Source organism: Acinetobacter sp. YH12132 (assembly GCF_013418645.1).
In the GTDB taxonomy this organism is placed as follows: Bacteria; Pseudomonadota; Gammaproteobacteria; order Pseudomonadales; family Moraxellaceae; genus Acinetobacter; species Acinetobacter indicus.
In genome coordinates, this window is sequence record NZ_VPBR01000003.1 from 245,684 (window position 1) to 270,251 (window position 24,568).

Annotated in this window: 26 protein-coding genes; 10 read left to right on the forward strand and 16 right to left on the reverse strand. The window is 43.3% G+C overall.

Translation table 11 applies throughout. The features are described from left to right. Positions 1–38: 38 nt before the first annotated feature. The 3 genes from FTU67_RS05140 to truB form a co-directional block, all read right to left on the reverse strand. Positions 39–497 (reverse strand): hemerythrin domain-containing protein, encoded by a 459-nt coding sequence (locus FTU67_RS05140; protein ID WP_075168265.1) that lies wholly within the window; start codon positions 495–497, stop codon positions 39–41. Positions 498–656: 159 nt separating this feature from the next. After that, positions 657–1,424: a TSUP family transporter gene (locus tag FTU67_RS05145; protein WP_104473447.1), complete on the reverse strand. Its 768-nt coding sequence runs from the start codon at positions 1,422–1,424 to the stop codon at positions 657–659. Positions 1,425–1,460: 36 nt separating this feature from the next. Then, positions 1,461–2,366, reverse strand: a complete 906-nt coding sequence (truB, locus tag FTU67_RS05150) for a tRNA pseudouridine(55) synthase TruB (RefSeq protein ID WP_180061485.1) — start codon at positions 2,364–2,366, stop codon at positions 1,461–1,463. 149 nt (positions 2,367–2,515) lie between these two features. Here truB and FTU67_RS05155 point away from each other — a divergent pair, with 149 nt between their 5' ends. The 4 genes from FTU67_RS05155 (at position 2,516) to FTU67_RS05170 (ending at position 7,060) form a co-directional block, all read left to right on the forward strand. Beyond that, positions 2,516–3,544 carry a lipase secretion chaperone gene (locus FTU67_RS05155; RefSeq protein WP_180061486.1) on the forward strand — a complete coding sequence of 343 codons (1,029 nt, stop codon included), beginning with the start codon at positions 2,516–2,518 and terminating at the stop codon, positions 3,542–3,544. A gap of 412 nt (positions 3,545–3,956) precedes the next feature. Further along, positions 3,957–4,943: a triacylglycerol lipase gene (locus FTU67_RS05160; RefSeq protein WP_075174928.1), complete on the forward strand. Its 987-nt coding sequence runs from the start codon at positions 3,957–3,959 to the stop codon at positions 4,941–4,943. Between the two features lie 87 nt (positions 4,944–5,030). After that, a complete protein-coding gene (locus FTU67_RS05165) occupies positions 5,031–6,005 on the forward strand; it encodes a triacylglycerol lipase (protein ID WP_180061487.1) in 975 nt (324 codons plus the stop codon). 71 nt (positions 6,006–6,076) lie between these two features. Continuing rightward, positions 6,077–7,060: a triacylglycerol lipase gene (locus FTU67_RS05170; protein ID WP_180061488.1), complete on the forward strand. Its 984-nt coding sequence runs from the start codon at positions 6,077–6,079 to the stop codon at positions 7,058–7,060. 62 nt (positions 7,061–7,122) lie between these two features. Here the strand turns inward: FTU67_RS05170 and rplS are convergent, their stop codons facing one another. The 12 genes from rplS to ispH form a co-directional block, all read right to left on the reverse strand. Continuing rightward, the gene (gene rplS, locus FTU67_RS05175; protein ID WP_168406100.1) at positions 7,123–7,497 is read right to left on the reverse strand and encodes a 50S ribosomal protein L19; all 375 of its coding nucleotides are present in this window, start codon (positions 7,495–7,497) and stop codon (positions 7,123–7,125) included. A gap of 173 nt (positions 7,498–7,670) precedes the next feature. Further along, positions 7,671–8,420 carry a tRNA (guanosine(37)-N1)-methyltransferase TrmD gene (trmD, locus tag FTU67_RS05180; RefSeq protein ID WP_180061489.1) on the reverse strand — a complete coding sequence of 250 codons (750 nt, stop codon included), beginning with the start codon at positions 8,418–8,420 and terminating at the stop codon, positions 7,671–7,673. Between the two features lie 26 nt (positions 8,421–8,446). Then, positions 8,447–8,995: a ribosome maturation factor RimM gene (gene rimM, locus FTU67_RS05185; RefSeq protein ID WP_075167879.1), complete on the reverse strand. Its 549-nt coding sequence runs from the start codon at positions 8,993–8,995 to the stop codon at positions 8,447–8,449. Between the two features lie 28 nt (positions 8,996–9,023). Next, entirely contained in the window at positions 9,024–9,281 is a 258-nt protein-coding gene (gene rpsP, locus FTU67_RS05190; protein ID WP_004809941.1) for a 30S ribosomal protein S16, read from the reverse strand. A 144-nt stretch (positions 9,282–9,425) separates the two neighbouring features. Continuing rightward, complete coding sequence (locus FTU67_RS05195) at positions 9,426–9,860, reverse strand: type IV pilin protein (RefSeq protein WP_005180438.1); 435 nt, start codon at positions 9,858–9,860, stop codon at positions 9,426–9,428. Then, on the reverse strand, positions 9,860–10,405 hold the full coding sequence (locus tag FTU67_RS05200) for a prepilin-type N-terminal cleavage/methylation domain-containing protein (RefSeq protein ID WP_005180440.1): 546 nt from the start codon (positions 10,403–10,405) through the stop codon (positions 9,860–9,862). Before FTU67_RS05200 ends, FTU67_RS05195 begins: the two co-directional genes overlap by 1 nt. Position 10,406: 1 nt before the next feature. Then, entirely contained in the window at positions 10,407–13,943 is a 3,537-nt protein-coding gene (locus tag FTU67_RS05205; protein WP_180061490.1) for a PilC/PilY family type IV pilus protein, read from the reverse strand. 26 nt (positions 13,944–13,969) lie between these two features. Continuing rightward, the gene (locus FTU67_RS05210) at positions 13,970–14,677 is read right to left on the reverse strand and encodes a PilX N-terminal domain-containing pilus assembly protein (protein ID WP_168408052.1); all 708 of its coding nucleotides are present in this window, start codon (positions 14,675–14,677) and stop codon (positions 13,970–13,972) included. Next, positions 14,674–15,753, reverse strand: coding sequence for a PilW family protein (locus FTU67_RS05215; protein ID WP_218946087.1), 1,080 nt, complete (start codon positions 15,751–15,753; stop codon positions 14,674–14,676). Before FTU67_RS05215 ends, FTU67_RS05210 begins: the two co-directional genes overlap by 4 nt. Continuing rightward, entirely contained in the window at positions 15,746–16,249 is a 504-nt protein-coding gene (gene pilV, locus FTU67_RS05220; protein ID WP_168381546.1) for a type IV pilus modification protein PilV, read from the reverse strand. Before pilV ends, FTU67_RS05215 begins: the two co-directional genes overlap by 8 nt. Before the next feature lie 12 nt (positions 16,250–16,261). Then, the gene (locus tag FTU67_RS05225; protein ID WP_180061491.1) at positions 16,262–16,678 is read right to left on the reverse strand and encodes a Tfp pilus assembly protein FimT/FimU; all 417 of its coding nucleotides are present in this window, start codon (positions 16,676–16,678) and stop codon (positions 16,262–16,264) included. A gap of 163 nt (positions 16,679–16,841) precedes the next feature. Further along, the gene (ispH, locus tag FTU67_RS05230) at positions 16,842–17,792 is read right to left on the reverse strand and encodes a 4-hydroxy-3-methylbut-2-enyl diphosphate reductase (protein WP_104490304.1); all 951 of its coding nucleotides are present in this window, start codon (positions 17,790–17,792) and stop codon (positions 16,842–16,844) included. Between the two features lie 135 nt (positions 17,793–17,927). On the opposite strand from ispH, the gene gmk reads away from it, so the two are divergent. From gmk to bfr, 6 genes are all read left to right on the forward strand, one after another. Next, positions 17,928–18,551, forward strand: coding sequence for a guanylate kinase (gene gmk / locus FTU67_RS05235; protein WP_045795273.1), 624 nt, complete (start codon positions 17,928–17,930; stop codon positions 18,549–18,551). Positions 18,552–18,627: 76 nt separating this feature from the next. Next, positions 18,628–18,909 carry a DNA-directed RNA polymerase subunit omega gene (gene rpoZ / locus FTU67_RS05240; protein ID WP_004809957.1) on the forward strand — a complete coding sequence of 94 codons (282 nt, stop codon included), beginning with the start codon at positions 18,628–18,630 and terminating at the stop codon, positions 18,907–18,909. A gap of 222 nt (positions 18,910–19,131) precedes the next feature. Next, positions 19,132–21,231 carry a bifunctional (p)ppGpp synthetase/guanosine-3',5'-bis(diphosphate) 3'-pyrophosphohydrolase gene (locus FTU67_RS05245; RefSeq protein ID WP_180061492.1) on the forward strand — a complete coding sequence of 700 codons (2,100 nt, stop codon included), beginning with the start codon at positions 19,132–19,134 and terminating at the stop codon, positions 21,229–21,231. 70 nt (positions 21,232–21,301) lie between these two features. Next, positions 21,302–21,685 carry a RidA family protein gene (locus FTU67_RS05250; RefSeq protein WP_104513240.1) on the forward strand — a complete coding sequence of 128 codons (384 nt, stop codon included), beginning with the start codon at positions 21,302–21,304 and terminating at the stop codon, positions 21,683–21,685. A 154-nt stretch (positions 21,686–21,839) separates the two neighbouring features. Continuing rightward, positions 21,840–22,034 carry a bacterioferritin-associated ferredoxin gene (locus FTU67_RS05255; RefSeq protein ID WP_034597991.1) on the forward strand — a complete coding sequence of 65 codons (195 nt, stop codon included), beginning with the start codon at positions 21,840–21,842 and terminating at the stop codon, positions 22,032–22,034. Between the two features lie 226 nt (positions 22,035–22,260). After that, a complete protein-coding gene (gene bfr / locus FTU67_RS05260; protein WP_005180468.1) occupies positions 22,261–22,725 on the forward strand; it encodes a bacterioferritin in 465 nt (154 codons plus the stop codon). 111 nt (positions 22,726–22,836) lie between these two features. On the opposite strand, the gene FTU67_RS05265 is transcribed toward bfr, so the two are convergent. Then, positions 22,837–24,477, reverse strand: a complete 1,641-nt coding sequence (locus FTU67_RS05265) for a PglL family O-oligosaccharyltransferase (RefSeq protein ID WP_180061493.1) — start codon at positions 24,475–24,477, stop codon at positions 22,837–22,839. Positions 24,478–24,568: the final 91 nt, after the last annotated feature.

The window sequence follows — 24,568 nt, forward strand, 5'->3', positions numbered from 1 at the left end:
AAGATGGCCAAGAGAGCCATCTTTTTTAAGTCCTGAATTTAGACCAGACTGTCTTTTTGAATGGCTTTATATTTGCCGTATTCATTTAAATACTGTTTGGCCAGCTCGGTTTTCTGGCGTTCTTCCAAAATTTTCCCAGCCTGCTGGAAAAAGCCATGTTCTTCTTCCTGCAAATGATGATGCACTTTTTCAGACAGCTGCTTGGCAATCGCCAGCCAGCCCGGATTGCTAAATTCGGTTTCGGTCAGTTTTTCCAGCAGCTCATCCATTTCATGATGTTCTGCCAGCGCATGCCGGGTAATGTTCAGCCCGGAATCGGTCATCATTAGTGGAATATAAAAATAACGGTCTTCGGCCACAGCATGGGCGAATAATTCATTTTTCAGTTGATCAAACAGCTCGCGGCGTTCTGGTGTATCCCCCGAGGTCTGGATTAAACGCTCGGCCAGATCACGCTGTATTTCATGGCTTTCACGCAGTGCTTCAAAAATATTCATGTTGTTATTACCCTTTCAAATGCCAAAATTTAAACACCCGACAACGGGTTGCATCATTATTGTTAAGCAGACAGGTCAGGCTAAGCATTCACTATACGCCAAGCCCGTGCGACGGTTCCTGCAGCAATTTGTATGGGAAATTTTAATAATGAGAATGATTTACAACCAGAACATCTGATAGGCCATGCGCACAATCAGCACACTAACCAGGATCAGAAATACAATCCGGATAAAGCCGCTGCCATATTTAAAGGCCAGACGTACCCCGACCAGAGAACCGGTAATATTAGCCAGTGCCATCATCGCCCCGACCATAAACAGCACATGCCCCGTGGGAATAAAGAAACTCAGCGCTGCCAGATTGGTCATAAAATTGGCAATTTTCGACAAGGCCGAGGCATGCAAAAAATCGACCTGTAAATAACGAATAAAATAGAAAATAAAAAAGCTGCCCGTGCCGGGGCCAAAAATACCATCATAAAAACCAATCAGCACACTGCCCAACGCCGCCAGGAGCAACATTTTGCGGTTTAAAGTCTGCTGCACATGCAGCTGGCCAAACTGCTTTTTCATGAAGGTGTAGATGGCAATCACGATCAGCATCAGCAGCACAAAGGGCCGCAAAATATCGGTCGGAATCATTGACACGCAGGCTGCGCCAACGAAAGAGCTGAGAAAGGCACATAGTCCAATCACGCCCAGCAATTTCCAGGACAGCTGCACTTTGCGTAAAAAAGAAAAGGCCGCCGAAGCAGTGCCACAAATGGAAGCCAGTTTGTTGGTGCCAAACACCGTGGCCGGCGCCAGTTGCGGCATTGCGCCCATAATCGCCGGAATCTGGATCAGGCCGCCACCACCAACCGCGGCATCAATTGCACCGGCACAGAAGGCAAAAATCACGAGGCTGATGACGATTTCAATATCCATATCGGGGCAATCCTGTGGCCTCAGTGCAGATGAAAATTAGAGATTCAAGACCCGTTTTGGTACCAGACGTTTTTTATCGGTAATTTCCGCCAGCCCTAAACATTTCTCGCCCTCAAATACCAATACCTGAGTTGCCGCCGCATGGTCAATATTACTTTCCATGCCGCGACAAAAATATTCGGCCCGGCCTTCTGGCACCTGTACCTGTGGAAAATGCTCAATCGGGGCATAAACCGGCAGCAACAGCGCTTCACGCTCGGCTTCGCTCAGGCTTTCCAGATAGTCCAGGGTGTAGCTTGGGATCAGATCAAAATGCCCGGTCTGAATACGGTGCAAATAGGTCAGATGCCCATAGCTGCCGAGCGCCTTGGCAATATCTTCACCGAGTACACGAATATAGGTGCCTTTGGAACAAGTCACATCCAGGGTGATACTATTGTCAGTAAACCCTAGCAGCTCCAGCGCATAAATACTGATGGGACGCGCATCCCGTTCAATTTCAATGCCTTTACGGGCCAGCTCGTATAAGGGACGGCCTTCTTTTTTCAGCGCTGAATACATCGGTGGCACCTGCTGAATATCGCCAGTAAATTGCGTCAGGATGGTTAAAATATTTTCTTCAGTCAATGCCGGTACCGCAGCCTCTAACAGCACTTCACCTTCAACATCACCGGTGGTGGTGCTGTGTCCCAATTGAATGGTGGTCTGGTAACGCTTGGTTGAATCCAGAAGAAAATGCGAAAACTTGGTCGCCTCGCCCAGACAGATTGGTAATAAACCAGAGGCCAACGGATCTAAAGCACCGGTATGTCCGGCTTTTTGCGCACGATACAGCCAGCGCACCTTTTGCAGTGCAGCATTCGAGCTGATACCCAGGGGTTTATTCAATAAAAATACGCCATGCACAGGACGACGCTGAATTTTAGGAGAAGATGCTTTCATGGCAAAAATCGGACAATTCTAAACTGCGCCATGGTAGCAATCTGAGCACAAGCTTTACAACTTTTCTATAAAACAATGTCATTTTTATGGCATATTGAGGCCAAACCGAAAACCTAAAATAAATACAATGGAAAAACAGGTGCATAGGAATGCAAAAACATAAATTATGGCTCTGGTTGGGCCTGATCACCATAGCGGTGGTGGGCATTATTTACTGGTTAATTCCCCATTCACCACCATCCCCCGGTCATGCACAGGCCGCCACAGCGCGTACATCTGCAACCTCGTCTCTACCCGTGAGCAGTCCAAACAGCTCTGCAACCCTGTCCTTTTTAAGTCCCAGTCAGCAGGACACTGAAATTAACTGCCAGTTACAGCTCGACTCGGGCAACCGGTTGATGGTCAATGAACAGACCCGCAACTGTTTTGAATATTTTATTACCCAATATGGCGAGAAAACCCTGGAGCAGATTCGTCAGGATTTTCAGCGTTATATCGCCCAGACTCATCAGGAACCGGCCTTGGGACAAATTCTGGATTTATGGCAGCGCTATCTGGATTATCGGGAGCGTTTGGGGGAATTGCAGCCGCCGCAACTGGATCCGGACAGTCCGCAATATTACCGCAGCATTTTTACTAGCATGAAAAACCTGCGTCAGCAGTTTTTCTCGGCCTATGAAATTGAGGGTCTGTTTGGGGTGGAAGATGTTTATCATGACTATACCCTGGAGCGCCTGAGTGTGATGGACAATAAACAGCTATCCGAAGCAGAAAAAGCCCAGAAGTTAAAAGCCCTGTTTGAGCAGCTGCCGGAAGACTGGCAGGCCAATCTGGAACAGCTCAACAAGCTGGAAGATTTAAGAGCACTGACCGCAGAAATTAAAGCCCGTGGTGGCTCCAGTGCAGAACTGCGCCAGATGCGCCTGAATCTGGTCGGGCCTGAAGCCACGCAGCGTCTGGAACAGCTGGATGTCGAGCGCAGCCACTGGAAAACCCGTGTCACCCAATATTTAAATCAACGCGATCAGATTCTCAGTGCTGGCCTGAATGATGCTGCCAAACAGCAGGCGGTCGTAGAATTACGTCAGCAGTATTTTAACAATCCGCAAGAACAGCTGCGGCTGGATACCTTTGAATCGGTGCACGATCAGGGCGGTAAACTGCCTTTTGCCGAATAACATCCTCTAAAGATGACTCATCCATCATTGCGGTGGATGGGTCTAGGTTTAACGTTCTGTTAAGCACCACCCCCTCATTTTTTATCAATATCTCTGCCATTTCACGTGCACTTCATCGACCAGTTATCGGCAACTACAAAAAATAACCGAATGGCTAATGACGATTTCAAGAAAACTGTTTATTTATGCTAAACAATGGATTTTAAAATTACTAAGCCCTTATAAAAACAGTAATTTTTGATAAATTTTGGCCTGAAATGACATATTTGCAGGCAGGTTGCCGGGATGAGTAGTCATCATTCCATATAAATCGAAAACATCATCACATTTTTATGCAAAGCACGACAAAGGAGGAATTTTTGACAGGTGGTACTGCATCAATAAAACAAAAAAATGAAATGAAGGATCAGTTATGCATCATTTAAAACAAAAAACCACATGGGGTTCAGCCCTGTTACTTGCTACGGCCCTGTTTGGCTTAAGCACACCCGTACAGGCCGAACCGGGCGTCTTGCAGGTTCAGGAACGCGCCATCAGCCATTATGCCCAAACCCGATATCCAATTGTCATGACCCACGGCTGGCTTGGCTGGTCGCGAATTGGCAATGAAACTTTCAATATGGATTACTGGTACCAGATTCTGCCCGATCTGGCGCGTCACGGCGCCACTGTGTTTGCCGCACAGCTATCTCCGGCACATCAGACTGAATTTCGTGGTGAACAGCTGATTCACCAGGTGGAAGATGTGCTGGCCATTACGGGCAAAAATAAGGTCAATCTGATTGGCCACTCACATGGCGGCCCGACTGTACGTTATGTGGCGGCGGTCAAACCTGAATATGTGGCCTCAGTCACCGGTATTGGTGGCACGTTCCGCGGCTCTAAAGTGGCCGATGATATTCAGAACAGTACGGCACTGCGTACCGTCTTCAATCTGGTCGGTGATTATATGATTGCCCCGCTCATCAGTTATGCCCAGTTACAGCCAGATATGCCCATCAACTTTGATGCCTCGATGAAATCCCTGACCGAAACCGGTTCTGCGGACTTTAACCGCCGTTTCCCGACCACGGCACTGGCAGCAAACTGTGATCAGGCCGGCGCTGAAGTTGATCGCGGGATCCGCTACTACTCCTGGACCGGTACTGCACAAGCCACCAATCTGCTGGATATTGACACCATCCTGATGCAACTCGGGCCGCTGTCGTATGGCAATAAGGACAATGACGGCATGGTGGCACGTTGCAGCTCGCATATTGGCAAGGTGATTCGGGACAACTACAACCTGAACCATACCGATCTGGCCAATATGATGTTCGGACTGACCGGCCGCTTTGCCCCGGATCCGGTGGCACTGTTCCGTCAGCATGCCAATCGCCTGAAACAGCAGCAGCTCTAGACTTTTAAATTGCCTTGGTGACAAGGCTGAACACCGTACAGATCGTGAGCGGTCTGTACTCACAAGAACAAGACTGAGGATTTAACAATGAAATATGGATATCTCATCGCCGGTCTGGCCGCTACCGTATTGAGCGGCACCACACAGCTGCACGCCTCAAACAGCACCCAGGTCAAAGCACCTTTTGTTAGCTCGCAGTATGCCAAAACCAAATATCCGATTGTATTTAGTCATGGTATGAGTGGCTTTATTACCCTGGGGACCGACAATTTTGGCCTGGATTACTGGTATCAGATTCTGCCAGATCTGGCGCGCCACGGCAGTAATGTCTGGGCCACCCGGGTATCGCCATTTAACTCCAGTGAGGTCCGTGGCGAGCAGCTGGCACAGCAAGTCGAGGAAATTCTCGCTGTGACCGGTGCCGGCAAAGTCAACCTGATTGGCCATTCGCATGGCGGGCCTACCATTCGTTATGTGGCCGGGGTAATGCCAGACCAGGTGGCATCTTTAACTGCGGTGGGTGCACCGAATAAAGGTTCACCGGTGGCCGACCTGATTTTAAAAGCCGAAGGCACACCGGTTGAAGGGCCATTGGTTGGTGCAGTCAATCTGGTGTCCAAAGCCATTACCTGGGCGCAAGGTTTGGACCCGAACAGCTTCCCGCATGATTCTCTTGCTGGCGGCAGCAGTCTGACCCTGGCCGGCTCGGCCAAGTTTAACCAGAAATTCCCGCTAGGGATGCCAACCACGGCCTGCGGTGAAGGTGCCTATAAACAGAATGGGGTTGTGAATTATTCCTTTACCGGTATTGGTACGGTCACCAATATTCTGGACCCCGACTCTGCCCTGAAAATCACCAGCTTGCTGATTGATGGCGGCAAAGAAAATGACGGTCTGGTCTCTCGCTGTAGTGCCAAGTTTGGGAAAACCATCCGCGATGACTATAACTGGAACCATTTAGATGAAGTCAATCAGTTTCTGGGTCTGAAAGCGGTATTCGCTCCAGATCCGGTCAGTGTCTACCGCCAACATGCCAACCGTTTAAAACAACAAGACCTGTAAATTTGAGGATGATATGCCCTGCTCTTTTGAGCAGGGTTTTTATTTTTGATGATGAAGCAAAATGGAATTTTATGAAAATAAAAATTTTACTTACGCTTATGACAACTGTACTGTGCTGTGGAACGGCACTGGCACAAGACAGCCATGTGATTAAAGCCGAAAGCAAACGGGTGACCTCGACTTATGCCCAAACCCAATATCCGATTGTATTTGCCCATGGCATGGTCGGGTTTAACCGCATTGGTACCGATATCTTGGGCATGGACTATTGGTATCAGATTCTACCGGATTTAGCCCGTAACGGCAGCAATGCCTGGGCAGCACGGATGTCACCGTTTAACTCCAGTGAAGTCCGGGGTGAACAATATCTGGCCCAGCTCCAGGAGGTGATGGCCATCACCGGAGCGAAAAAAGTCAACCTGATTGGCCATAGTCATGGGGCACATGCGGTGCGTTATGCCGCAGGTGTAATGCCTGACCAGGTGGCCTCGGTACTGACTGTCGGTGGTGCCAATCAGGGTACCGTGGTGGCCTCCGACGTGATGAAATTTGCCGATCAAACAGGAAGCTCTGACCTGTTAAATGTGCTGATCAGCAGTTTTGGCAAAGTGATTATGTGGGCACAGGGCCTGGACGGCAATGCATTGCCGCATAATGCCTTAGCTGCAGGTCATAGCACCTCAATTGAAGGAACCGCGGAGTTTAATCAGCGTTTTCAGTTGGGCTTATCCTTAACACCCTGTGGTGAAGGCAAATATCAGGATCAGGGTATTGCTTTATATTCAATGACCGGAAATACGCAAGTCACCAATCCACTGGATGTTGGTGATGCTGCTATGAAAGTCCTTGATTTAATCTCGGCCCATAAAGGCGGTGCCAATGATGGCATTGTCTCGGTCTGTAGCGCCAAATTTGGTAAAACCATTCGGGATGATTTTCCATGGAATCATCTCGATGAAGTGAATTTACTGTTCGGTTTAAAAGGTACTTTTGCTCCAGACCCGGTCGCGGTCTATCGCCAGCATGCCAACCGGCTCAAACTGCAAGGTCTATAAACCAATCTACAGCCATAAAAAAATGCGCCATGGGGCGCATTTTTTCAACGAGATAAAACTGATTAAGCTTCAGTTTTACGCGCTGGTAACTTTTCACGAATACGTGCAGCTTTACCAGACAATTCACGTAGGTAGTAAAGTTTAGCACGACGAACGTCACCACGACGTTTCACTTCGATTTTAGCAACGATTGGTGAGTGAGTTTGGAATACACGCTCAACACCAACACCGCTAGAAATTTTACGTACTGTGAACGCAGAGTTCAAACCACGGTTTTTCTTCGCAATGACAACGCCTTCAAACGCTTGTAGACGTTCACGGTCGCCTTCTTTAACTTTTACAGAAACAACTACTGTGTCACCTGGTGCAAAAGCTGGGATGTCTTGTTTAAGCTGAGCATTTTCTACAGCTTGTACTAAAGGATGCTTACCGCTCATGGGGTATCTCCAATATGTGCGAGTTAGAAGAGGTCTAATCATCGCTGGGGCTAGAGGCTAAAGCGCATAGACCCGATTGACTTTCCCTTTATGCTTGACCGCTTCAATGCATAAAGAGCCTATTTAAGTACTTAATCCGAAGATCAAGCTTTTCATTGTGCGCAGAGCATAAATTAAGCTTTATGTTCTGGCAAATCTTTTAGCCATTTTTTCTGCTGCTTCGTAAGCTCAACTTGTTCAACCAATTCAGGGCGACGTGCAAGTGTACGCTGATAACGCTGCAAAAACCGCCATTTTTCAATATTTGCATGATGACCTGATTTAAGTACCTCAGGCACATCCAAACCTTCAAAATGGTCAGGCTTTGTGTATTGTGGGCAGTCTAACAGACCATCCACAAATGAATCTTGTACATGGGATTGTTCATCAGACATGGCACCCGGAAGTCTCCGAATAATACTGTCTAATAACACCATCGCAGGCAACTCACCACCCGATAACACGTAATCCCCGATTGACCATTCCTGATCAACGTATTTTTGGATTAAACGTTCATCGACACCTTCATAACGCCCACAGAGTACAATCAATCCGTCATATTGAACGAAGTCCTGTACTGCTGGTTCATTTAAGGTTTTTCCTTGCGGTGACATATACACCACGGGTACGTTGACCGCACCTGCTTCATGAGCAAGTTCTTTGGCACGGCGGATTGCTTTTGCCAGTGGCTCAGCCATCATTACCATACCGGGACCACCACCAAATGGACGTTCATCCACTCGTTTGTAGTTACCCTCAGCATAATCGCGAGGATTGATACAATGAATTTGCATCAACTCACGTTGTGCTGCGCGCCCGCTAATACCGAAACGTGTAATCGCTTCAAACATTTCAGGAAAAAGCGTAATGACTGCAAAAAACATCGCAGACTCCCGTATTTCCAAAAATATTAGTAATCTACGCCCCAATTGACATAAATACGACCCGCTTCGAGATCAACGCGTTGTACCACATCTTTATGCCATGGAATCATACGCTCTTCGCCATCGATACTGTCGGCAGTTGCGCGAACCACCATCACATCGTTAGCACCTGTTTCAAACAGTTCGTGGATTTGACCGAGATTGACTTCCTGTTCCTCATCATCCAGACCTAACACGGTTAGACCTTTTAAATCAGACCAGTAATACTCATCCACGCCCGCTTGAGGCAGTTGCGATTTTGAAATCCAGATATTTGCACCAACCAGACCGTCTGCTGCAGTGCGATCGCTCACACCTTTTAAGCTGACAACCAGGCCTTTGCCATGTGGTTTCCAACGTTTTACATCGACAGTTTGCCAACCTGCTTTGGTCTCAATGTACCAAGGCAGGTAGTCAAACATGTTGCTCATAGGTTCTGTATTGGAATAGACCCAGAGCCACCCATTTAATCCATATGCTGAACGTAGCTGTCCAATCTGAATACGATCTTCGGGTACATTCTGTGTTGGTGTCATGGGCTACCTACTACTTAATTCTTTAAAATTATGCAGCAGCTGCAGCTTTCTTCGCTTGAGCAGCTAAAGAAGCAACACGTTCAGAAGGTTGAGCACCTTGTGCTACCCAGTGAGCAAAACGGTCAGCATCTAAACGAAGTTTTTCTGCTTTACCTTGCGCTGTAGGGTTGAAGAAACCGATACGTTCGATGAAACGACCGTCACGTGGATTGCGGCTATCAGTTACAACGATTTGATAGAATGGACGCTTTTTAGCACCACCGCGAGTAAGACGAATAACTACCATGATACAACCTTATAGTTTTTACGGATTATCCCTGTACCGACCATCGATACATTTCAAACCCCTTTCATAGAGGGCAGTATTTTACGCGAAGTTTGCCCTGAATGAAAGATTAAAACTTATTTATCCACAATTTTGAATTTGAGCTTATTTGCCGTCCCAGTTGGTTGTGGCATCTAAATCACTGCTGTCACACGTATTCGCTTTTTTCCAATATTTATGACCTTCCTGATTTATACACAAGTCACCATCATCTTTTTGATTTTTACTCTTATTAGGTGAAGCTTTTAATAAATAACCTTGTCCATCAGCATCGACTAATAATTCAATATCATATAATCTTGTTGATGGATAGGTTGAATCAACTTTCAAAACAGATAAGGTGGCATTCTGATAGGTATGATTTACAACTTTATAATTTTGCAATTTATACGTGATATTTAACAATTGACCCTGCATATCTGTACGATTTGTGCGTTTAACATACTCAGTATAAGAAGGGTACGCAATTGCAGCCAAAACCCCAATGATTGCCACAGCAATCATTAATTCAATTAATGTAAACCCTTGATTTTGATGCATCACCAAGCCTCACTTTGACTATCAATTGCCTTACAGTCGGTCTGAGTCTTATCATAATCTTTGAAAGCATTATTGGTCTTAGATTTACATTTCAAACCGTTGCTTGAGAGTAATAAATCATAATTACTTGGTTGTTTCTTTTGCGAAGGTGATAAATCAGCCCTTTCAACCTTCATCACCCAATTCAATCCAACAGCACTCGTATCTTGTAATGGCTTATTAGAGTCTAGATCACTAAGTGTTATTACATACTTCTCTTGACCAGCCGTGCTTCCAACTGGAATAAGCAGCAGACCTGTATCTGAATCATAGTCATTTGGATATAAATATTCAGCAGAAAAGTTTTTATAACTAAAGTTCTTGGACTTAAATTTCTCAAGTTCAGAAGCAATCAGCAAAGCTTCTTTTTGAGCAAGGGCTAAATCTTTTCGCTCCATATAAACTCTATACGATGGATAAGCGATCGCTGCAATAATCGCAATAATCACCACAACAATCATGAGCTCTATTAGAGTAAATCCTTGTCCCGAGATAGATAGCTTCATATTATCTTACCTCGTACCAACGCAGTTGCTTCAAATTAACATTGGTTTTGAATAACTGACACTCAGGTGCATTTGGTGTTTTTAAACAGTCTGTTTCATCCGGTCTAGGTACAATAACCCCAACTTCGTCATTATTATTTAAATATCCTTTACCTAGTCCTGCCCCCAATATACCAGCACCTAATTTAACCTTATTCGGTTCGGTAATTCCTGACTTATAAAAATTACACTTTCCTGATGGCAAGCAGAATTGATACAGGTATGTATCCCCCTTTACTCCACCACCACAAGCTGAGCCACTAACACCAACGCCATCACGATCATATACGTTGGTAAATAAATAGCTGTCCATAGCATATAATTCATTCATACCTTTGTAGCGACCATTCTCTCCACCAAAGGTATACTTCCAGCCTAAATTATAGCTATCACCATTTTTTTGTGCGACGCCTGCTTTTAAGTCAAGATTTAAAAGCTGCTTATTTGAAGGAGTCCGCAAATTATTAATATTTTTCATTAAGTCCATACGCCCCACATCATTATCAAAAATTACAAATACACCATCTTCTGCAGTTTTTTTAGTATTTGCATTCTTTCCAGTTGTTCCAGCTAATGGTGAGCTTCTATCCCCAGAGACTGCTGCAATAACACCATATAAACCGTCTACACCTTTCTCTACAGAGAAACTAGGCATTTCATAAAATCTTGGCTTAATTTTATCTGCTTCACTAAATCCATAGAGCTTTGAAATTCTATGCACAGTATTATTTTTATTTAGAGCATTATTATTAATATCTATACGGAATACTTGACCACCTAAGTCACCAACATATAGATTATCAAGTAAACCATCACTGTCACGATCAATCGCATTGACTTGACTAACGATACTATATTTCATATCACTATTGGTTGTATAGGCTTCACTCCCTTTAGTTTTGGTAGCATTTACTCCACCCCACCATAGCAAACTTCCGTCATTAGCATTAAATATATAAACTCCAGCACCTTTTTTCACCCCTATATCATCAGCATTGTATTCAGGATTTTCATAACCACGATGATAACCACCACCTACAACCATGACTAAGGTCTTTTTACCTTCCCAATTGATATATCCTACTGTCGGTTTAGACCAACTTTCTCCCATATAGGCTAAAGCGTTGTTAGGGTCATCAGTTTTATCTTCCTTCACTGCGGCATCTGGGTCAATATGAAATTTAAGTGTCGGCTTATCTATATCCGACAAGTCTAACGCATAATAACTGCGTCCACCCATTCTTAGACCACCATACACCCACTGCAAACCAGAGTACTCTATTTCTTTATCATCCAATGTTCTCTTAATTTTTTTGACGGTGAATTTGCCATTTTCATCTGTCACATACTGTGTAAAAGCAGCCCATTGTCCATCTATCCCATAAAAAATGTCATTGGTGTTGTCTTTTTTACTTGCAGAATCATCTAAAAAAGCTTCTTTCTGTTTGTTCATCATTTCATGCGGAATGAAGGTAAACTTTTCTACACCATTATCATCTACAACATGTAATGCACCTTGCGTTGTGCCAAACAACAGATAGTCTTCACGATTGGAAGTAGTAATACTAGTTTGAGTAGGATCAATTTCCCCTGATTGAGTCAAAAGAATTGGCTTAGAGTGCATCACCGACCCTAATTTTCTACGTTCTTCATTTGGCAAATTAGCTAATGTTAAGGTTGAGTTAACATCAACTTTATAACCTAGTACGTTTAACCAATAATTTTTTTGCTCATCATTTTTAAATTTTGCTTTTGTATCATCAGCATCAAATAAGGTTTCTAAATTAACTTGCGTCAAAGTTTGACTAGAAATAGCTTGCTTATTTGAATCAATTTGTCGATTGGTAAAGACTGTTCTTTTTGATGTTGAATTAATACTTGTACCTAAAGGAATTTTAGCTTCAACCCCACCAGTCCAGAGACCTTGTACAGATGAATCTAATTTACCATCAGCTTTGATTAATGGAATAATTTTGCTAGCATCTATTTTTTTACCTAATTGACCATTAAACACATCATATTTATTTAAATTACCTGTCCATATTTTTGTCGAGTCCTGAGGTTTAGGCAAAAAAGATGCATAGTAACCATAATCTTGTAGCTCGATTGGATTTAAAGCATCAACTGGAATAGTGGGTGAGCCTGTTGCAATGGATTCAAACTTAGGTGTTGTATCCTCGACAAATTGAACAATACTATTAATAATATCTTGCTCAGATTGAGCTGAGTAGAAACCTCCATTGCCATATCCACCAACGGAATTTGGTAGATCTTTATGCTTTTTAGCTCCCCAATTACATGTATTCCTTAAATCGCCCTCTGGCAACAATGAACAATCATAGTAAGGCTTAGTGTTTTCATCATCTTCATTTTCTTTAAGATTTTTTATATACGTTGTTCCATTAGGAAAAAGGCTGCCAAAACCCACTACAGCTGTTTTTATATTTTTATCTTTGTACAATTGTTTAGCAAATTTACCAATTAGTGACCAACCAGCACTACTTGTCCCACCACTTAAACCACTTTCGGTCAATGAACTAAAAGACTTTCTCATTAATGCTTCTGTATAATCAGATACTGAGTTATTAGCAAATCCATCTGTTAGGAAATAAATACCTTGTCCATTACATCTACTACTTGTATCAATGCCAAATAAGGGTGACTTATAGCCATTATTACCATCCCTTGATTCTGGATGTGAATATGTATAGCCACTATAGGTCATGCCATAAGTATTTTTACCAAGCATATAAGCACCTGCCTCAGCATAAGCTGAAGCTGAAGGAGTACCATTATATACATTCAGTTCTACAATTTTTTCTAGAATTTTTTCTCTATTTTCTGGGGATAATTCAACAGTAGGATAAATAATTCGGCCTGAACGACTATCATGAGAATTCCAACTTGTAGTGGTTGGAGTGGAATATTGTCCTACACCCAAACTTACAGTATCTAATATTTTATCACTCGTTAGAACATTTACTAATGCTTTTTTTAATCTACTTATTCGATCATAACATTTATAGCTATTATCAGCTTGTTTATCACATTCATTAGAAATCCTTCTTCTTAACTCATCCCCTGTAGCCACAAAAGTTCTATCATAAGGATTCCAAGTATTACGCAAATTATTATATTGAGATTTCGATATATGACAATAATTAACGGTATATGATTTTACTTTACCATTAACCTGATAAGATAAACTCTCAGAACTAACATCTTTTCTTAATCCATAATCAGAATAATTATTATAAGTGCATATACCGTAATCTTGAAATATACTACTAGTATCAGTAGCAGAGTTCCCTCCACCATATCCCCTACCATAGCCCATACTTCCCGAGGTATCCAACATTAAAAACAAATTAAGTTTACCTGGGGTCGAATTGGAATAAATCTCAATGTCACTTGCATAAACATTCGCAGAATGGGAAATTGCCAACGTCATAGACATGGACACCATTGCCGAAAGTATTTTTTTATCAAAACTTTTCATAATAAACCTCTTTCATTCATGTTCGTCTACGACGTTAACTTTGGCTGTCCACCAACCATATATTCAGCGTTCTGTAGGTTATAAGGAATGCTTAACCGTTCAAAGCATTCCCTTACTGTTTCAGTAGTATCCGATTTTTTAATACTTGTTTGTTTAAAACAGTTTTGAATCTCATCATCAGATGCACTTGAAAAACTAGGCAAGATAGAAATAGCAGTGACTGCAATATGGTTGGAGATAACAGGTAATCCTGACTGACCAACACTCGTCCCTATAGGTAGAGTTGTTAATGGTGTTGTGGGTTTGACATTTTTACGCAAATACAATTGTGTTTGAACAGCTGCTCTCCGTGTAGAATATTCTTTAGCCTTGCAAAAACCAGAAACACCATTTTTTGTAAAGTTGCCATTTGCACTAATAACACTCGCATTGGACATACTGAAAAAATTCTTCGCATTTGCACGATAACAGAAGACCAATTCATCATTACTGTCTGCAGAGTTGAAATAACCAAACATCCCATCTTGAGCCAATTGACGAGAAACTTTGGTTTGATCCTCTAATGCAAATAATGCAGCATCGTTACTTTCTAACAACAAAGCATCAATCTGTGCATTTGTTGAAATTTTTAGATTTAAAATACTTGATTTAACGGCAATTGTTCCAATAATTGTAATTAATAACAATACGACAAGCACAATGATTAAAGTTGATCCTTGCTGATTCATTCTCATTGTGCTTCTCCTAACGTATTTCTAAAAGCTACAACTTGACTAACAACTTGACGTAAATATTTAGAACTAGTTTTTTGATCGTTGCTTAAGCTCAACGTATATTTCGCATCCTTTACATTTGCCTCCAATTGATCACCAAAAGTAATAAATGTTTTATTATTATTTATGTGTTCGTTTGCGCCAACCGGGTTTGAAGATCGCATTAATAAAGCCAATTTAATTGAAACAATATTGTAGATCTCTGCATTTACATCTGTTGGATCTTCCTTAGGCATCAAATCTTTGTATTCATTTACTGTAAGATAAGATAACTTTCCATTACTTTTTTGTCTTACCCCCAAAAGAAATTTAAAAGCATCTACATCTTGCATTAATTGCTGAGCTCCAGTGCCAAGACCATTAATTATTGTATCATTTTCTTGATAAAATCCTGCATCACAAAACAAGGCATATCTTTGAGGATTAAACGATTTATTTTTAGAGTCTTTAATTTCAGAAATATAATATCTCTGGACAATTACACGATCCGCTGTCTCTGGCGCTCCAGAACCATGATCAGCCTCATCCCCAGGAAACTCTTCCTCAAACTCAATTTTATTACCTTCACAATCATATTGTTCACTATTTTTCTTACTTATAGTGACATCTTTCTTCCCATCATTATCTGAATCGACATAAGATGTCGCTGTTAAATACTGCGGCACATATTGAACTGTGAGTTGATCACTATTATCTGTTGTCGCACCTTCAGCCAATTCAAATGATGTAAAAAAATCACTACTTATACCACTGAGTGAACTTGGCAAATTACGATGATTAAAAATAATACCTGAACCGACCACTCGTGGATTAATTATTTGAGCTGAGGCTGTATTTAAATTTACGTGTCTAAGGTCATATGTAATTTGGTTTAAACCAAAAATTCCATTCTGCTGTAGCTCACCCATAGCATTTTGTAAAGACAGTGAACGTTGAGCTGTTAAATAAACAGTTAATGCAGCTGCTGAAATTAACAACCCTAAAACGATTGCAATCATTAGCTCAATAAGAGTGAACCCTTTTTTATAATTATTCATAATTATATAACTCCATAATTATGCATTTAGCCCCAACGTTGTATGCAGCTCCAGACGTGCAATCATTTTCAGCTTGCCCATCAGTAGGCGTTGTCTTGTCCCATGCAACATATATACATCGCCTTTTTAACGACACTTCTCCCACCCCTTGGCAATCCCTAACAGCAACATTCATTCCTAAATTTTCAGCCTTGTTCTGAACTTGTAGAAAATCTGCCTCTGCAAAATCATTTGGTTCACAAAAACCTGAGTAACACTCCCCTTTACCCTCAACATAAACATTATTCTTATTCAAAGCTTCGTATCCAGACCGATTCGCTCTAATTCTTTCTGCGAGATCTCGACCTAAATGCATTGCTTGCGTATTATTGGTAGCCTCTACACTTGCGTATACACCTCGCAGTTGCAAAGCAGAGAAACCTAGCACAGCTATAGCTAACAGAACTAAGCCAACTAAAACCTCCATGAGTCCAACTCCGTTTTGATACTTCCCCATTACTAGTCTCTCCTAATTAGTTAGGCAATTTGATGTATCTTTAGAAATAGCCCCATTTTTCTCGACTCTAATCGAGCTGCTTAAATGAGAATTCTTTTTATGAGTTAGAGTTAAGCAAATAGATGTATTAGAATTTAGATAGCCCATAGCAGTAAACTCTAACGAACTCATATCATTAGTTACAGACCATTCTGAAAATCTTTTTTCATCTGAACCATATGTAGGAATTTCAATTTGCTTGGAAGATCGAGTAAAAATTGCGTCACTTCGAGCTTCCTGCAACAAAAAAATTAAATGCTGAGTCTCTTGATTAAGTTCATTCTTTCTAATTATTTCTATAAAAGAAGGAGCCGCTATCATCGCCACAATCGCCAGTACTGCAATCGTGACCATCAATTCAATTAAGGTAAATCCCTGACTTTTTCGCATGCTCTCCCCCTAGGCAAAAATGTTGGCCCAGTTAAAATCATACTTATTAAAGTTACAAAACCTACACAGAACAGATAAAAGGCATAAAAAAGCAGATGACTGTCATATCACAATCATCTGCTTATTTTTAAAAGAAAAATTAGACTGTTATCTATTTCTCAGTTTAAGCCTGAGTTACAGGAATACGTAACTCTTTCGGTAAACTAAAGGTAATGTTCTCTTCTCGGCCGGCAAGCTCGGTAGGGGCGGTTGCCCCCCAGTCCTGCAAGCGCTGAATCACCTGTTTAATTAAAATTTCCGGTGCAGACGCGCCGGCAGTCACACCAATTTTCGTTTCAGGATTAAACCAGGCCTGATCCAGCTGATCGGCATTATCGACCAGATACGCCTGTTTGCCCATGCGCTCGGCCAGTTCACGTAAACGGTTCGAATTCGACGAGTTTGGCGACCCGACCACCAGCACTACATCACACTGACTGGCTAAATCACGCACCGCATCTTGACGGTTTTGGGTGGCATAACAGATATCATCTTTACGCGGCCCCTGAATCTGCGGGAATTTCTGGCGCAAGGCATCAATCACTTTGGCGGTATCATCAATCGATAGCGTGGTCTGGGTGACAAAGGCGACTTTTTCAGGATGACGCACGCTTAAAGCCGCAACATCTTCTTCATCTTCCACCAGATAAATTTCACCACCATTTTTCTTGTCATATTGACCCATGGTGCCTTCCACTTCAGGATGGCCTTCATGTCCAATTAAAATCGCCTCAACCCCTTCGCGGGCATATTTGGTCACTTCAATATGCACCTTGGTCACCAGCGGACAGGTGGCATCAAACACTTTCAGGCCACGGCGCTCGGCTTCCTGCTGGACGGCTTTCGACACACCATGGGCACTAAAAATCACGATATTATCGTCTGGTACTTCATCCAGCTCATCTACAAAAATCGCACCGCGCTGACGTAAATCATCGACCACAAACTTGTTATGCACCACTTCATGACGCACATAAATTGGTGGATTAAAGCATTCAAGGGCACGATTCACAATCGCAATTGCACGGTCCACACCCGCACAAAAACCACGTGGATTAGCCAATACAATTTCCATAGAACCCTCGATATTCATTTCAACTTTTGCAGACAGATGCGAAATTAATGCAAACAAATAGATGCTTAACTATTTTGTTTAAGCCAGCTCTGCTCTAAAATAGAGAAGATATTTTATCATATCAGGAAAAATATCATGTCGGGTCTCTTGTTTGTCGTTTCTGCAGCTTCAGGAACAGGCAAAACATCCCTTGTTAAAGCCCTGCTTGAACGTGTCAACAATCTGCACGTTTCTGTTTCCCACACGACCCGTGGTCAACGTCCTGGCGAACTGGACGGCGTTCATTACCATTTCACCCAGAAACAGGATTTTATCGACCTGGTGCAACAAGGCGGTTTTATTGAATATGCCGAAGTCTTTGGCAATTATTATGGAACAGCCCAAGCCACAGTCAAAGAACAACTGGCCAAAGGTCACGATGTCCTGCTGGAAATTGACTGGCAAGGTGCGCAGCAGGTGCGCAAACTTTTTCCTGAATCGAAACAGATTTTTATTTTACCGCCAAGCCAGTTTGACTTGCGCCAGCGCCTGTCCAATCGCGGCACCGATGCTGTCGATGTGATTGAACATCGCTTAAGCTGTGCGGTAGAAGATATGCAGCAATATGTCAACTTTGACTATGTGATTATCAATGATGACTTCAATAAAGCACTGCATGACCTAGAAGCCGTGATTATTGCCAACCGTCTGGTGTTAAGCCAGCAGGCCAACCGTCACCAGGAGTTGATCCAGAAGCTGATTACCCCTACAGCACCCTGATTAAAACTTGAGTCTTCAGACAAAGCACCTTATACTGCACAGTCTGTTTAAATTTACCATTCAAACGAGAACTCTTATGGCACGCGTCACCGTTGAAGATTGTTTAGACCATGTAGACAACCGCTTTGAGCTTGTACTAGTGGCAAGCAAACGCGCGCGTCAATTGGCACGTCAAGGAATTGAACCTACCGTTGAGTGGGACAACGACAAACCTACCGTTGTTGCTTTACGTGAAATTGCAGAAGGCCACGTTTCTAAAGACATTTTGAAACAACGCGATCAGGACTACCAAACCTCTAGCCTTGACCTTGCACTTTCAGCAAATAACTTGAATTTAGATGGTTTTTCTTTCCAATAAGAAAATACATCCTGAAAAAGCCTAGTTTTTACTAGGCTTTTTTATTATTTGAACTTTAATAATTGCGCAATAACCGTTATAACATAAGCATCGGAACTCGTAATTACAACGAGCTTTTATTTCGATATTTTCGGTGAAAAAAATTGACAAGTCATGCAATATGTTTTTCATTAGAAGATCAGTTTTTGTGATTATTACGAGCATTGTAGTTAAAGGTGGTATATGCCAGGCGCAGAGGTCAGCCAAGCCAAACAGCAACTAAATATGATTATCGACGCTTACTTGAGTGAAAGCGATAGCGAGCGCGTGCTTGCGGCCTGTGACTATGCCGATCTGGCGCATGATGGCGTGACCCGTAAAAGCGGCGAGCCTTATATTCTGCATCCGATTGCAGTCAGCTGCATTCTGGCGCATATGCGTCTGGATACCGAAACCCTGATGGCGGCGCTGCTGCATGATGTGATTGAAGATACCGAATTTAGCAAAGAAGATATTACCGAGAAATTTGGCCGAACCGTGGCCGAGCTGGTCGATGGCGTGACCAAACTCAGCCATTCCAGCGATAAAGAATACAATAAAGCCGCGTCCTTCCGTAAAATTCTGCAAGCGACCCTGCAAGACCCGCGTGTGATCATTATTAAACTGGCTGACCGCTATCACAATATGACCACGCTAGATGCCTTGCGTCCAGATAAACGCGCCCGCATTGCCCAGGAAACCTTTGATATTTTTGTGCCGATGGCGCGTATTGTCGGTATGAATGAAATGGCCGACAACCTGGAACATCTGTGCTACCAGAATCTTGACCTAGATATGTTCAATAATGTTCAGGCTGCCCTGCTAGAAACCAAGCCGAAACGCTGTGAATATCAGGCCAAATGGGAAAAGAACCTGGCCGAGCTGCTGCAATATCATCAAATTAGCGGCCGGATTAAAAAGAAAAATAACAATATCGAACTGCTCCGTTATTTCGTCAAAAACGACATCGATCTGCAAGAGCTGACTCACAGCCACGCCTTTGAAATTATTCTGCAAAGCATCGCCGACTGTGACCGCTTAGCCGATATTTTACGTGAACATTTTCAGGTACTGCATTTTGCCGATCATATTCGCCGGCCCTTACCGGGTGGCAACCAGTCGCTGATGCTGCGGCTGAAAGGTGAAGAAACCACCTTATCCTTAACTATTCAAACCGAGCTGATGCGTAAAGCGGCCCGTTTTGGTGTGGTTCTTGGTGAGAATGCACCGCAAGCCTGCCGCTCGGCGATTCAGGCGTCCATGCAAAACCTGAACGTACTGATTGATGGCGCCTGTGCCAAAACCACCTTTAGCGAACTGCTGGATTATCTGCATCAGGAAAAAATCTGGGTTTATACTCCGCATGGCCATCTGCATGAATTACCGCAAGGTGCCACCGCGGTGGATTTTGCCTATTCAGCCAGCCTGTTCCTCGGTAACCATGCGGTCGGTGCCAAAATTAATGGAGAAATCAAACCGCTCTCTACGCCGCTGACCAGCGGTCAGGTGGTGGAAGTGATTACCGATGTTTTAGCGACACCAAACCCGGACTGGCTCAGCTTTATTAATACCCAAAAAGCGCGCCGTGCCCTGCAAAACATTCTGCGTGATCAGGATATTGATGAGCAGCGTCTGGTCGGTGAGCAGGCCCTTAACCGTGCCTTAAAACTGTTTAACTGTTCGATTAAAGATTTAAGCGAAGACGACTGGATTAACCTGTTGCAATGGCGTCATATCGACAGTAAAGAACGCCTGTTTGAACAGATTGCAGTCGGTGACCTGTTACCGCAACTGGTGGCCAACCATCTCTATTCACAGGACAGCAGCTCGGAAGTTTCGGATCGTCTGATTCAGGGCACCGAAGGCATTGATGTTAAATATGCGCATTGCTGTAATCCGGTGCTTGGCGATCCGATTCAGGGCCATTTATCCCGCCGTGGTTTAATTGTGCATCGCGCGCGTTGCCATAACCTGCTGCATGAACAGCATCTGCATCCAGAAAATATCATGCCGCTACAGTGGAACTCGGATGATATCGATGACGTCAGCTTCACCGCCTATTTATGCATTGATATTGAAATGAATGATGAGCAGATTTCTGACCTGATCTATCAATGCCGTAAAGCCAAGACCGGGGTGGAAATGGTCCGTAGCCACGATGCCAAGACCTATGTCAATATTGTGGTAAATAACCGTAAACAGATTGCCCAGATTATTCGCGACCTGCGTATGCATTTCGGTTTCCCGCGGATTATCCGTCTGGAACTGCCGCCCAATATTGCCGAAACATCCAAAGCCTGTTAATCATGATACGATAGTCCCGGGCCTGCCCGGCTAGCGTTTATGCTGTCCATACTTATAAAAGGAGAAATCGATGTCCCGCCAAGTAATCCATACTGAAAATGCGCCTGCTGCCATTGGTACATATTCTCAAGCCATTTTAGTTGGCAATACCGTGTACCTGTCAGGACAGATCGGCCTTGATCCTTACAGCATGGAACTGGTTGAAGGCATTGAAGCGCAAATCCGCCGTGTTTTTGATAACCTGAAAGCCGTCTGTGAAGCCGCAGGTGGCACGCTGGCTGATATTGCCAAACTCAATATCTACCTGACCGATTTATCTAACTTCCAGTTGGTGAACCAGATTATGGGTGAATATTTTGCCCAGCCATATCCAGCACGCGCCGCTTTAGGTGTGGCCAGCCTGCCAAAAGGTGCACTGGTTGAAATGGATGGCGTGGTGATTGTTAATCAATAACTTAGCTGCACAAAAAAGATACCATCGATAAGATGGTATTTTTTTATTCAAAAACCCAATCACAACAAATGAATTTTCAAATGATTTTTATTGACAAACGATAATAATTATCAATAATAACACTTATCTTATTTAATTCTTCATGGTTGTATCAATGTACGTTTGCTTGTGCCGTGGTATTACAGATCAAGACATTAAAGACGCCGTAGCGAACGGTGCTGAAAGCTATCGCGAAATTCGTGACCTGCTCGATCTGGGAACCTGCTGTGGCCGCTGTGCCCCTGAAGCACGTGCCATTATTAGCGATGAAGTGGCCGAACTTGCTGGCCGTCTCGCAGTTGCTGCCTAATTCCAATAAGAATAAATCCTTCGGTCCGTGGGCCGACTCTCCTCCCCCGCTTCTGACTCAGGCGGGTTTTTATTGCCCGACTGGGCCTTGCTGCCGAATCGCATTGATGACGATTTTCATTTGCTGTTCAATAAATTACTCGCCATCCTGCATCATCTTGTTTAAGATAAAGCTCTAGATTGCCTTAAAACTGTTTAGGGCAGAAATTGTGAGATGGAGTAGTGCAATGAAAGGCAATCGTGAGGTGATTAATCAACTGAATCAGGTGCTTTATCATCACCTGACTGCAATTAACCAATATTTTTTACATTCACGTATGTTTAACGATTGGGGCATTGAACAACTCGGCTCGGCTGAATATAAAGAATCAATTCGTCAGATGAAACATGCCGATAAAATTATCGAGCGGATTTTATTTCTAGAAGGTCTGCCAAATCTGCAACATTTGGGCAAACTGTATATTGGTCAACACACCGTTGAAGTGCTGAACTGTGATGTCCGTAAAGTCAAAGAAAATATTGAAGCCATTCAGAAAGCCGTCGTTTTGGCTGAACAGGAAATGGATTATGTGACCCGTGATCTGGTTCAGGAAATTCTGGAAAAAGAAGAAGAATATCTGGACTGGGCAACCACGCAACTGGATTTAACTGAATCTGTCGGTATTGAAAACTATATTCAGAGCCAGCTCTAAGCTCAATTAAAAAGATTAACTGCATAAAAAAGACCGGAGTTCCGGTCTTTTTTATGGATTGAGCAATGTGTTTCAAATCCCAAACAGCAGCCTTAAAAATCAGAAGATAATTTATGGTTCTGGTCTAATTTCTGCTCCATCCAGCAAGCTATCATAATCCACCTCAACCTTGCGCAAGGTCTTTAACAACTCCAGCTGCTGTTTGGCTTCTACTTCATAGCCATTAAAGGCCAGCACACGGGCATATTTAAGCAGGTCATACTGGGTTGGATAGTTCAATACAATCTCATGAATCTGCTGTAATTGCTCTGGGCTTTGCTGGCTATACGGATTCAGACGAATCCAGGCAATGCGGCGCTTAAACTCCTCGAGCAGATAAATCTGATCCTGATTGGTGATTTTTTCCGGTGTTTTTTCATAACGCACCGATTGATTCAGCTTTGGCACCATCACTTCATAATCACGATAAATCAGCAGCAGCAGGACTAAGCCCACGCCAAAGCTAACCCGCATGAATATTGGCGATAACTGCACGCCAGCATTTGGACGTTGCGATTGTACAATTCCCAAGATAAAACCGGCGGGCAGCAGAAAATAGGCATAGTTCTGTGGAAATTCCAGCATGGCATGAATCAGGAAGGCACCAAGCATCAACAGGCCAATCACCGAAATAGTTGAATTCACCTGCCGATGTAGTTGATAACCCCAATAGGCCAGATAAGCCAATAATGGCAAGCCAATCAGCAGACCATTCCAGAGCAGAAGATCGAGCACGACGTTGTGAGCGCTACGAATCCATACCGGTCCCTGGAAAAATTCACTAATCGTCGTGTATGCGACACTGGTCTGATGCCAGCCATAGCCAAACCAGGGCTGATGGGCAATGGCATGCAGCATTTGCTCCCAGATTGCCAGCCGCGACATATCCCCTGTAGCACGCTGTACCACATCACGAGACTGGACCGCTATATCTGCGCTTTGAGAGAGTAGCTGACTTAAAGAAGGTGCAATAAAGATTAAACCAACAAAAGCGGCAAACCAGAGCGCACTATAGAACCATTTCAGGCGGATATAGCCTTGGTATTGCTGATAACCGAGATAGGTCAGAATACACAGCGAGGCGACCCAAGAGGTACGCGATTGACTCAACACTGCCCCGCTTAAGATGATCAAACCAGTTGCAACCAAAAGTGCTGTTTTCAGTTTCTGTTTTTCATATAGATATAAACAGGCCATTAAGGACATGACCAGAAAGGTCGCCATATTGTTCGGCTGAGCAAAGTTGGCATAAGGGCGCTGGCCGGTACGAATATCGACCATAAACGGGAAATACTGGTCGATGGTGAGCCATTGGCAAATGGCCATGAGACCAGTGATCGTGCCGACACCTAAAAAGACGAAACTCAAACCTGTAAATATTTTTTCTCGCTGCGCAGCATCTACGGTCAGGTTATAACCCAGTACAATTGCCAGCCAAAAACCAAAGATATACAGGCTGCTAAATAGGGCTTTGTCAAAAAAGAATAATAAACCACAGGCCCATTGGATGAATGGGATAGCGCTTAAGGCCAGTAAAGGCAGGCTGATTTTTGGGATAAGTAGTTTTTCTTTTAAGAAAATGGCAGCCAAAGCGAACAATGCAAAAAAGGCATACAGCTCGCCGGTATAGGTCACCCAAGGGCGGTAATGGATGGGAAGGAGCCAAGCGAGGGAGATAAAAATACCAGCGAGAAGCAAGAGGAAAAATTTCATGCTGCAAGAGTTGAGAAAAAGATGAGCTATGATAATCAAAAAAGCAGCTGAGGGAATCAGCTGCTTGGTGAAATTACTGTTCTATTTTTAT